This window comes from Dysgonomonas reticulitermitis (assembly GCF_054601275.1).
The window spans coordinates 56,952-66,961 of record NZ_BAAHWU010000012.1 but is presented as its reverse complement, the minus strand read 5'-3'; the positions used below and the strand labels follow the sequence as shown (position 1 = coordinate 66,961).

At 37.8% G+C, this 10,010-nt stretch carries 9 protein-coding genes; 4 read left to right on the top strand and 5 right to left on the bottom strand.

Translation table 11 applies throughout. The features are described from left to right. Positions 1-261 precede the first annotated feature (261 nt). The gene (locus ACYPZI_RS07070) at positions 262-1,332 is read right to left on the bottom strand and encodes a glycosyltransferase family 4 protein (protein WP_459600031.1); all 1,071 of its coding nucleotides are present in this window, start codon (positions 1,330-1,332) and stop codon (positions 262-264) included. Positions 1,333-1,484: 152 nt separating this feature from the next. Between ACYPZI_RS07070 and ACYPZI_RS07065 the strand changes: the two genes are divergently transcribed. The 3 genes from ACYPZI_RS07065 to ACYPZI_RS07055 are packed head-to-tail and all read left to right on the top strand — an operon-like array spanning position 1,485 to position 3,330. Beyond that, positions 1,485-1,748: a DUF2089 family protein gene (locus ACYPZI_RS07065; protein WP_459600029.1), complete on the top strand. Its 264-nt coding sequence runs from the start codon at positions 1,485-1,487 to the stop codon at positions 1,746-1,748. After that, the gene (locus ACYPZI_RS07060) at positions 1,738-2,355 is read left to right on the top strand and encodes a hypothetical protein (RefSeq protein WP_459600027.1); all 618 of its coding nucleotides are present in this window, start codon (positions 1,738-1,740) and stop codon (positions 2,353-2,355) included. The genes ACYPZI_RS07065 and ACYPZI_RS07060 overlap by 11 nt, the downstream gene beginning before the upstream one ends. Positions 2,356-2,367: 12 nt before the next feature. Continuing rightward, on the top strand, positions 2,368-3,330 hold the full coding sequence (locus ACYPZI_RS07055; RefSeq protein WP_459600025.1) for an alpha/beta hydrolase: 963 nt from the start codon (positions 2,368-2,370) through the stop codon (positions 3,328-3,330). Positions 3,331-3,350: 20 nt separating this feature from the next. Here the strand turns inward: ACYPZI_RS07055 and rpiB are convergent, their stop codons facing one another. The 4 genes from rpiB to ACYPZI_RS07035 form a co-directional block, all read right to left on the bottom strand. Further along, the gene (gene rpiB / locus ACYPZI_RS07050; protein ID WP_459600023.1) at positions 3,351-3,803 is read right to left on the bottom strand and encodes a ribose 5-phosphate isomerase B; all 453 of its coding nucleotides are present in this window, start codon (positions 3,801-3,803) and stop codon (positions 3,351-3,353) included. Position 3,804: 1 nt separating this feature from the next. Beyond that, positions 3,805-5,832, bottom strand: coding sequence for a transketolase family protein (locus ACYPZI_RS07045; RefSeq protein WP_459600021.1), 2,028 nt, complete (start codon positions 5,830-5,832; stop codon positions 3,805-3,807). A 335-nt stretch (positions 5,833-6,167) separates the two neighbouring features. Continuing rightward, the gene (locus ACYPZI_RS07040) at positions 6,168-6,614 is read right to left on the bottom strand and encodes a hypothetical protein (protein ID WP_459600019.1); all 447 of its coding nucleotides are present in this window, start codon (positions 6,612-6,614) and stop codon (positions 6,168-6,170) included. 255 nt (positions 6,615-6,869) lie between these two features. Beyond that, a complete protein-coding gene (locus ACYPZI_RS07035; RefSeq protein WP_459600017.1) occupies positions 6,870-8,072 on the bottom strand; it encodes an L-serine ammonia-lyase in 1,203 nt (400 codons plus the stop codon). 578 nt (positions 8,073-8,650) lie between these two features. On the opposite strand from ACYPZI_RS07035, the gene ACYPZI_RS07030 reads away from it, so the two are divergent. Further along, a complete protein-coding gene (locus ACYPZI_RS07030; RefSeq protein WP_459600015.1) occupies positions 8,651-9,919 on the top strand; it encodes an MFS transporter in 1,269 nt (422 codons plus the stop codon). Positions 9,920-10,010: the final 91 nt, after the last annotated feature.

The window sequence follows — 10,010 nt, the reverse complement described above, 5'->3', positions numbered from 1 at the left end:
TGACATTATGTGTACTGCTGCGATTTTCCATTAACGTTGTACTTATGTAAGAATTTTAAACATTTATAGAAGCTAAAGCCTTGTACTAAAGTACATAGTTTTAACTAGCGAACCTGAAAAATAAATTTTAACCAAGAGGAATATCCTTCAATTCTGGATAAGGTTGGGAAGCCTACTGCGTTAATCTATTGATATAATCGCAATTAAACCGAATTTACTATTAAAACACTTTTATTCACAAAATGTTCTTAAAATGTTTAATTAAAGTATATTTTTAATAATATCCTCTATTTTCCCTATCGAATTTTCCCAAGAAAATCGCTGTACATAATAGTTTCCCCGTTGAGCTAAATTTATACGGTATTCATTATTTTCTATTAAATAACAAATACGGTCAGCCATTTGCGAAGGATTAGCAACGTCTGTCAATAACGCTGTTTTATTATCGAATGCATACTCCTGATGTCCTTCAATATCCGTACAGACTAAAGCGCATCCGCAAAACATGGACTCCACGGAAACCAATCCGAAACCTTCAGTAAAACTATTGGAAATAAATATGGCATTGCGATTATATATTTCACATAGATTATCCGGATCGCGATAATATTTTGTCCAATATGGCAGGTGTTCGGGAGCAGAAGAAATTCCAAACAATTCGACATTCAAATCAGGAATCCGGCTTTTTACTATTTTCAGAGCCTCCAAACCATATTTAGAGCCTTTTATTTCCTGTTTAGAATACATCATTGCAACCGTAGCAGGCTCTCTGGCCTCCACCGGTTTTTGGATATAGTACAATGCATTATCAATACCATTTTCTATAAGTTCAATTCTATTTTTTGTATATTGACTCACTATCTTCTGTAAATATGAAGCAACAACAATATTTATTGTATTTTTCATGTCATATGAAGAATATAGCAGATCCTCGTGGCCTTCCCAATTTTCGTAACCTTGTATTAAATTTATCTTCTTTCCTTTTCTTTCGCTCAATGCCCCCATTTCTAATACTGTAGACCACCATGTAGCAATAACTACATCGGCATCCACTACATACTTATCCTTGACCTCAGGAACATACGACATGGTTATACCAGTGTCAAAATCAAACCATTTATCTCTATCAAATCCTTCCAGCTTTGATAGTATACGACGCAGAAGATAGGGCAACCTGTACTTCATATAGGGTGTTTTAACAGGAAAAGTCAAATGCACCCGATATCCTTTTTTAGCCAGGCGGTTAGCATATTCATACATCACCCTGAAACCACCCGCAGGACGACGAGGCTTGAAAGGCAAAATGAAATTTATTTTTGTATCAATATTCACGTTCTAAGATTTTTTACAAATATAAGAAACTGTTTTGCAAAATGACGAATATATATCAAACATACAATACTTCAATCATAAAATAAATAATATTGAATATTATTTTAATATTATTAAATAATGAATTATATTTGTAAAAAAATATTCAAATTATGTTACCTTGTAATTGTCCAAGTTGCCAAAAGCAGCTAAAAGTAAAAAGTTTATTTTGTGAAAATTGTAGTACAGAAGTACATGGGCTATACGATCTGCCCGTTTTAGCTCGTCTTTCTGTCGAAGACCAGGATTTTATCCTCAAGTTCGTAAAAAATAGCGGAAGCCTGAAAGATATGGCTAAAGACCTTGGTTTGAGCTATCCTACTGTGAGAAATTTATTAGATGACATAATCGATAAAATTAAAGTATATGAAAAATAGGACATTAAGATCATGGCTATTCACCCCATTTAAATTCATTGCAGGAAGCAAAGCTCTGGTCATTGGGATTATAGTATTAGCTATATTATCGATATTCGGATATTTGGGAAATGTTCATTTTGGCGGCATAATAGGTCCTTCTATTGCTGACAGTAGCTCCGAAAGCCCATACGTATTGCACGCTTGCTATCAATTATCGGCTTGGATATCGATGACCTCGATATTTTATATTACAGCCCGAATAGTGTCTAAGACTTCCGTCCGGTTGATAGACATTGCCGGAACAATGGCGGTTTCTCAAGCACCTTTTATCTTGGTGGCCTTGTTTGGACTTTTTCCTGATGTTCATCTTCACATAGGCGATCCAAATAGCGCTAACATACATGAAATAATGCAAGTTGTAAAAGAAAACCTTGTCATGATAGCCACGATTAGCATCATTAGCATCCTTATTATAGTATGGTCTATCGTATTAAAATATAATGCCTATACCATATCAGCAAATATAAAAGGTGTAACAGGAGGAATATCTTTCACCGTTGCAATAATATTCTGTGAAATTCTATCCCGGCTAATAGACTATATTGTAATAACTCTAATCCCTTAAAATAATAATCTGATGAAAAGTATTTTCTTTTTTACAATCGGTTGGCTCTTATCTTTAACGGTATCAGCTCAATTACTAATGAGAGAAGAGCCTGCCACACTGAAAACAAGTGTTGGAGATATCTATGGAACCCTAAAAGTTCCGGATAGTAAAAATGCCATTCCCATTGCCATAATCATTGCAGGTTCGGGTCCCACTGACAGAGATTGCAATCAACCCAGCATGAAAAGCAATGCATACAAAATGCTTTCCGATGCTTTATTTTACAACAATATAGCGACCCTATGTTACGATAAACGAGGTATAGCTAAAAGCAAAGTAGAACAAAAAGAGGAAGATTTACGATTCGATACTTATATTGATGATGTAAAAGCCTGGATAGATCAATTATCTGAAGACAAAAGATTTTCAGACATCATCCTTCTCGGACACAGCGAAGGCTCTTTATTAGGAATGATTGCTGCTCAGAATAATCCCAAAGTAGCAAAATATATTTCTATAGCCGGAGCCGGCATGCCAGCTCCGGACATTTTAAAAGAGCAATTGGGCAAACAGTTGCAAGGGCAACCGGAAGCTATAAAAAATATGGTTTTCTCGTATATTGATAAACTTGAACATGGCGAAACTATTCCGGATGTACCAGGCTATCTCAACGCTTTATTTCGCCCAAGTGTGCAACCATATATGATATCTTGGTTTAAATACAATCCACAGACAGAAATAAGCAAATTGACTATTCCGGCTTTGCTATTACAAGGAACGACAGATATTCAGGTAGGAGTAGATCAAGCGGAACTCCTGGCTAAAGCTAATCCAAACGCTCAAAAAGTAATCATTGAGAATATGGATCATGTGTTGAAGATCAGCGAAACAAAAGATATGACGGAGCAAATTAAAAATAGCTATAATAACCCCGATACACCCATCAGCAAAGAGCTGGTCAAAATAATTACCGGCTTCATTAAGGAAAAATAAATAAGTTTTTCTGTCGTTATTTAGCAAGGTATCTTATCTATCCTTGTCTGATGCCTCCCTCCCTCAAAATCGGTATTAAAGAAAGCAATGATCATGTCATAAACCTCTTGTTGAGACAATATTCTTCCCGGAAGGGCTAGCACATTAGCATCATTATGTGCTCTGGCCAGACGTGCGATTTCTGCATTCCAACATAAGGCGCTGCGTACGGATTTATGCTTATTCAATGCCATATTTATGCCATTCCCGGTACCGCATATAGCAATGCCGAAGTCGCATTCTTTACTGTCGATGGCACGACCCAGTTTATGGGCAAAATCCGGATAATCGACACTGTTCGATGTATACGTGCCATAATCTATGTACTTAATACCTTGCTCTTCAAAAAGCTGTATTACATACTTTTTCGTTTCGAAACCGGCATGATCGCTGGCCAGTCCGATTGGTTTTTCACCTTGGGAAAATATAGCCATATTATTTCAAAAAGTCTTTAACCTGATTATATACATTTTCAGCTGTAAAACCGAGCTTTTCATCTAACACTTTATATGGAGCTGAAAATCCGAAAGATTTCATCCCCCAAATACGTCCGTTAGCGCCAACCAACCCTTCCAATGTGACGGGTAATCCGGCCGTTAGACCAAAAACCTTTTTACCTGCAGGAATCACTCTTTCTTGATATTCCTTACTTTGTGTCCGGAATAAGCCTTCGGATGGTACGGATACAATCCTTGATTTGATGCCGTCGTTAGCAAGTAGCTTAGCGCCGTCCACTAATGTTGAAACTTCCGATCCGGACGCTAACAAGATCACATCATAGTTATCTTCATCCTGAACGATATAAGCGCCTTTCTCTGTTTGTAATGCTTCTTGGTATCTATTTGTTTTCGCGGGAAGATCATTAATATTTTGGCGTGAAAATATTAATCCTGTTGGAGTCGACTTGTTCTCCATTGCCATTTTCCAAGCTACCGTTGCTTCTGTAACATCAGCAGGGCGTAGAACCAGCATCGAATTGTGTCCATTATGGTTTTGCAGTTTCTCCATCAGCCTGATTTGTGCTTCCTGTTCGACAGGTTCGTGAGTCGGACCGTCTTCACCTACACGGAATGCATCGTGTGTCCATATAAATTTAACCGGAAGTTCCATCAGCGCTGCTAAACGGATAGCCGGTTTCATGTAGTCTGAGAACACGAAGAATGTTCCGCATGCCGCGACAATACCGCCATGTAATGTCATACCGATGCATAAACAAGCCATTGTTAGTTCAGATACTCCCGATTGAAGGAATGCTCCTGAAAAGTCGCCTTTTTTTATGGCATGTGTCTTCTTTAAGAAACCGTCTGTTTTATCAGAATTAGATAAGTCGGCAGATGAAACAACCATGTTTTCTACTTGCTGAGCCAGTATTCCTAATATTGTAGCAGAAGCTGCGCGTGTCGCCTGATTTGGTTTTTGTTCAATAGCAGACCAGTCAATAGTTGGTATATATCCGTCAAACCATTTCTGCATTTTATCTGCCAGCTCGGGATTTGCTTTAGCCCAAGCTTCCTTTTCAGCGTATTTAATGCTTACTATTTCTTTTAGTTCGGCTGCACGCTTGGCATATAATTCTTTTGTTTCAGAAAATATAGTAAACGGATTTTGAGGATCACCTCCCAGATTTTCAATTGTTTTATTATAACTTGCTCCGGCTGCACTTAATGGTTGTCCATGAGTTTCCGTTTCGTTTTCAAAACTTGAGCCGTCTTCTTTTATGGCACCTTTACCCATAATAGTTTTACCTATGATAAGCGTAGGTTTTTCTTTTTCAAGCTTGGCTTCTGTCAGGGCAGCACGAATTTCGGTCGCGTCGTTTCCTTTAATTGTGATAACCCTCCATCCCCAGGCCTGATATTTGGCTGCTACGTTTTCTTCTGTAACTTCTGCCGTTTTGGTCGAAAGTTGTATGCCATTAGAATCATAGAACATAATTAAGTTATCAAGCCCCAGATGTCCGGCAGTGCGCCCTGCTCCCTGCGATATTTCTTCTTGTATTCCTCCGTCGGAAATAAACGCGTAAATGGTATGATCCATTACATAACCAAAACGGGCTTTCAGGAATTTGGCGGCAATGGCGGCGCCTACTGCAAAAGTATGCCCTTGCCCCAGAGGTCCCGATGTGTTTTCTATTCCGCGTGTGATATCCCTTTCCGGATGTCCGGGAGTGATGCTTCCCCATTGGCGGAATTGCTGTAAGTCCTCCATGCTGTATTTGCCGGTTAATGCTAACGTTGAATATAGCATCGGAGACATGTGACCGGGATCGAGGAAGAAGCGGTCACGTCCTTCCCATGCGGGATTTTGAGGATCGTATACCAGAAACTCGGAAAATAACACGTTGATAAAATCTGCTCCACCCATAGCTCCACCCGGATGTCCCGAATTAGCCTTTTCAACCATCGAAGCCGATAATATGCGGATATTGTCCGCAGCTTTGTTTAATGTTTTAATGTCATTCATAATTACGTATTATATTTCTTATGCAAAAGTAAAGAATCTGCCCCTATAAAAAAATAATTTTAGCGGAATTATGCGAATAGGCGGTTAAAGCAGAACATCTTCTACTCACAATTTATTTTTAATGCACAACAGACAGGTTGCAAGTCTGCGGTAGCAAGGACACGGATGAATATCCGCGCCAATGGGGGAATCTTTAGATATTGCCATAATTATTTGATTTACAATATTTAAAGATCACAAAAACAAATCAACCAAGCAAATATAACAGACTAAATATCTGATGTGTAAATAAAAAAATAGTCGGAAGAAATTTCTTCTGACCACTCGTGGGAAAACTATCCGTTATTATTATTTAAATTGTCATTATTTTGATTCCTAATAGTTGAACCTTTTGCTATAGCGAAACCTGATATTGCAGAAAGTATCGGGAGTCCAGCCTCAGCACTAATCACTTTTGTCAAAAGCAACAAGGCAATTATACAAACAATAAAGACACAAATAATAATTTGCCCGTATGTTGTCCAAAAGTCGTTCCTCTTTTCTGAAAAATCATTCGATAAATTTGTAAACAATGTTAAAACTTTGAGAAAATAATATCTATTATCATGGTTTTTAAAATCATAAATTAAATCATGTAAGTATTCTTCTATTCGTTCTTTGGACTTACATTCTATAACTCTCTGATTAAAGATAAATCGCCCAAAAAACCATATCCCTACAATTACGAAAATGGTTAATACAGTAACTAAAATTATTGTTATTGGGATAATAAAATCTTCCATATATATTATTCTATAAAAATGTTTTTGCAAAAATATGCTTTTATGGGCAATTATCAATCAAAAAACAATTATGTATTCAATAAAAATTAATACAACATTTCATCTGTATTTGATGAATCGCTACAGGATTTCAATCCTGCTGAGTTCAGACCCTTGCTGCCGCGCGTCCAATGTCATTAAGTTAATCATTGACCGTGCGCCAGCGGAGGAAACGAGCGATAACTCCTTTGACTACTGATTTGTATTATCAACTTATCATTCATTCGACAAATCCATGTTTACAGCTAATCCACCCATAGAGGTTTCCTTATATAGGCTAGGCAGGTCATGTCCTGTCTGTTGCATCGTGCGCACTACTTTATCAAAGTTGATAAGGTGCTTTCCATCCGAAAGCATAGCAAATGAACATGAATCCAATGCACGCGTTGCCGCGAAAGCGTTTCTCTCTATACACGGTACTTGCACCAATCCGCAAACGGGGTCGCAAGTAAGTCCTAAATGATGTTCCAATCCCATTTCAGCAGCGTATTCAATCTGTTGTGTAGAGCCTCCGAATAGTTGGCAGGCAGCTGCGGCTGCCATTGCACAAGCTACTCCTACTTCTCCTTGACATCCTACTTCGGCACCTGAAACAGAGGCATTATGTTTGACCAGATTACCTATCAATCCGGCTGTTGCTAAAGCTCTCTTTATTTTTTGATCGCTATAATCATGATTCGTTTTCAGATGGTAAAGTACCGAGGGTAAAACGCCACAAGAACCACATGTAGGCGCTGTCACTATAATTCCTCCGCTTGCATTTTCTTCCGAGACTGCCAATGCATATGAATATATAAGGGCGCGACTTTTCATAGAACCCTGATATCCTCTTGATTTTACATAGTACATCGATGATTTTCTTTGCAGTCCTAAGCCACCCGGCAGTAGTCCTTCGGCATCCATTCCCCTGTGTATGGCAGCTTCCATTGTTTCCCAAACAGTCCCCAGATAGTCATATATTTCCTTACCCTCTTTATCTTCTACATATTCCCAGAATGTCTTCCCCGTTTGTTGACACCATTCCAGTATCTGTTTCATTGTAGTTTTATCATATATGCTGTCTTCTGTTACTTTTTTGGAACCATCGGACAAATCTCCTCCGCCTATACTATATATTGTCCATTCTTTGTTAACTTTTCCCTCTTTTATTGCTTCAAATTTCATTCCGTTTGTATGAAACGGTAAAACAATTTCCGGTTTCCATACAATTTCGGCCTGATAGGGCTGTAATGTTTTGATGATAGCCACATCAGTTAAGTGCCCTTTGCCTGTAGCAGCAAGGCTACCATATAATGTTACCCTGAAAGAGTCCGCATCGGGATTTCTCTCTTTAAACATCAGAGCGGCCTTTTGAGGAGCCATCGTATGACTACTGGATGGGCCATGACCGATTTTGTACAAGTTGCGAATAGATTCCATGATAGTTTTATGAGTTATAACGTTTCTTTGTCAAATAGTGTTTAATTCCTTATTCCAGACAAAAATAGTAATATTAAATATTGTTAATACTATAAATAAGCTATTTATGAAATTTTAATCATAAATCAAGATTTGTTCCATATTTCAAAGAGTTACTATATGTTTGTTTTTGTTTATATTTTGATACAAAAGATTTTTGGATGGATGTAAGGTGTTGATAATCTGTATGTCCTTTTTGTTAAGCAAGCAGCGCAAAATCAAAAAGATATGTACTGCATAGAATGTTGTGTCAGATTGCTATAAAAAGAAATGGAATTTTAATGGAAATTTACATGTTGTACAACATGTTTTTTTGAAAGGACAGCTAAAAAGAGATAAGTATTTTTACATCGTTTTTTGACAAGAACAATCTTCACTTAACCTAAACAACCATGAATTGGATGCGCTAGTATCCGAGAGGATAGTCAGGGGGTAATTGAGTTCTGTTGAAATTTAGTTACTCCTTGGATTCTTCAAGGAAGGTGAATGACAAAGAAAATGATATATAACTATAAAAAATCTAATCTAAATTTGAATCAATGAGTACGGAAAAGAAAAATTATTTGTTGCCCATTATCATGATGATTATCCTGTTTGGGATGATTTCATTTGTAACAGGGCTAGGCGGTCCATTCGCAAAAGTATTAAAAGAGCAATTTGATGCACCGAACTGGATGTCTCAGTTAGGTACATTCTGCAACTTTATTGCGTATGCGTTTATGGGTATTCCAGCAGGTCTTTTGCTTAAAAAAATCGGCTATAAGAAGACTGCGCTTGCAGCTATTGCTGTTGGTTTTATAGGTGTCGGCATTCAATATCTTTCTGGTCAGGTAGAAGAGTTTTTTGTTTACTTGATAGGTGCATTCGTTGCCGGTTTCTCTATGTGTATGCTGAATACAGTGGTGAACCCGATGCTGAATACACTAGGTGGTGGTGGAAACAAAGGAAATCAATTAATTCAAATTGGAGGATCATTCAATTCTTTGAATGCAACAATCGTTCCGGTATTGGTTGGTTATCTTGTTGGTAGCAATGCCAGTATAAGCAATGCTTCACCGGCATTGTTCATCGCCATGGGATTATTTGCTTTGGCATTTATTGTGTTATTATTGGTAAATATTCCTGAACCGGGTATTGAGAAGGAAGTGAAAACATCTGAAAAAGACAAGTACAGTGCATTGTCGTTTCGTCATTTTATATTAGGCGCTGTTGGTATTTTTGTTTATGTAGGTGTAGAGGTAGGTATTCCGAACTTCTTGATTCTACTTGGTACCGAAAGCTTAAAAATTGATGCTGCTACCGCGGGATCTATTGCGGGGACATATTGGTTTTTGATGCTTATAGGTCGTCTTGTTGGCGCATCTGTAGCAGCGAAAGTTTCCAGTAAGTCTATGCTTACGGTAGTTTCATTGATTGGTATGGTGTTGGTGTTAGCTGCGATACTATTGCCAAGTACTCCGGTGGAAATGCCTGTTTTTAAGAGCGATATTTCATTTGGGTTAGCCGAAGTTCCTCTAGGAGTGGTGTTACTTGTTCTTTGCGGATTATGTACTTCTATCATGTGGGGAGGTATCTTTAATCTTGCAGTTGAAGGTTTAGGTAAATACACGAAGATGGCGGCAGGTATTTTTATGGTAATGGTATGTGGTGGTGGAGTTCTTCCTCTATTGCAAGGTGCTGTCGCTGATATGGGAGAAGGTGGTAACTATTTTGCCAGTTATTGGGTTGTCTTCGTTGGATTGGCTTACCTATTGTTCTATGCTTTGGTTGGAAGCAAAAACGTTAATAAAGACATTCCTGTTGAATAATCGTTTCAATATCATATAAAGAAAAGCCTGCTGATTTTTAGCAGGCTTTTCTTTTCTTTAGCTTATCTTTGTTAGTCCAATTATAAAACTA

Coding starts and splice junctions, on each gene's coding strand:
- ACYPZI_RS07030 (WP_459600015.1), top strand. CDS start 8,651: ATGAGTACGGAAAAGAAAAATTATTTGTTGCCCATTATCATGATGATT.
- ACYPZI_RS07055 (WP_459600025.1), top strand. CDS start 2,368: ATGAAAAGTATTTTCTTTTTTACAATCGGTTGGCTCTTATCTTTAACG.
- ACYPZI_RS07060 (WP_459600027.1), top strand. CDS start 1,738: ATGAAAAATAGGACATTAAGATCATGGCTATTCACCCCATTTAAATTC.
- ACYPZI_RS07040 (WP_459600019.1), bottom strand. CDS start 6,614: ATGGAAGATTTTATTATCCCAATAACAATAATTTTAGTTACTGTATTA.
- ACYPZI_RS07065 (WP_459600029.1), top strand. CDS start 1,485: ATGTTACCTTGTAATTGTCCAAGTTGCCAAAAGCAGCTAAAAGTAAAA.
- ACYPZI_RS07045 (WP_459600021.1), bottom strand. CDS start 5,832: ATGAATGACATTAAAACATTAAACAAAGCTGCGGACAATATCCGCATA.
- ACYPZI_RS07035 (WP_459600017.1), bottom strand. CDS start 8,072: ATGGAATCTATTCGCAACTTGTACAAAATCGGTCATGGCCCATCCAGT.
- rpiB (WP_459600023.1), bottom strand. CDS start 3,803: ATGGCTATATTTTCCCAAGGTGAAAAACCAATCGGACTGGCCAGCGAT.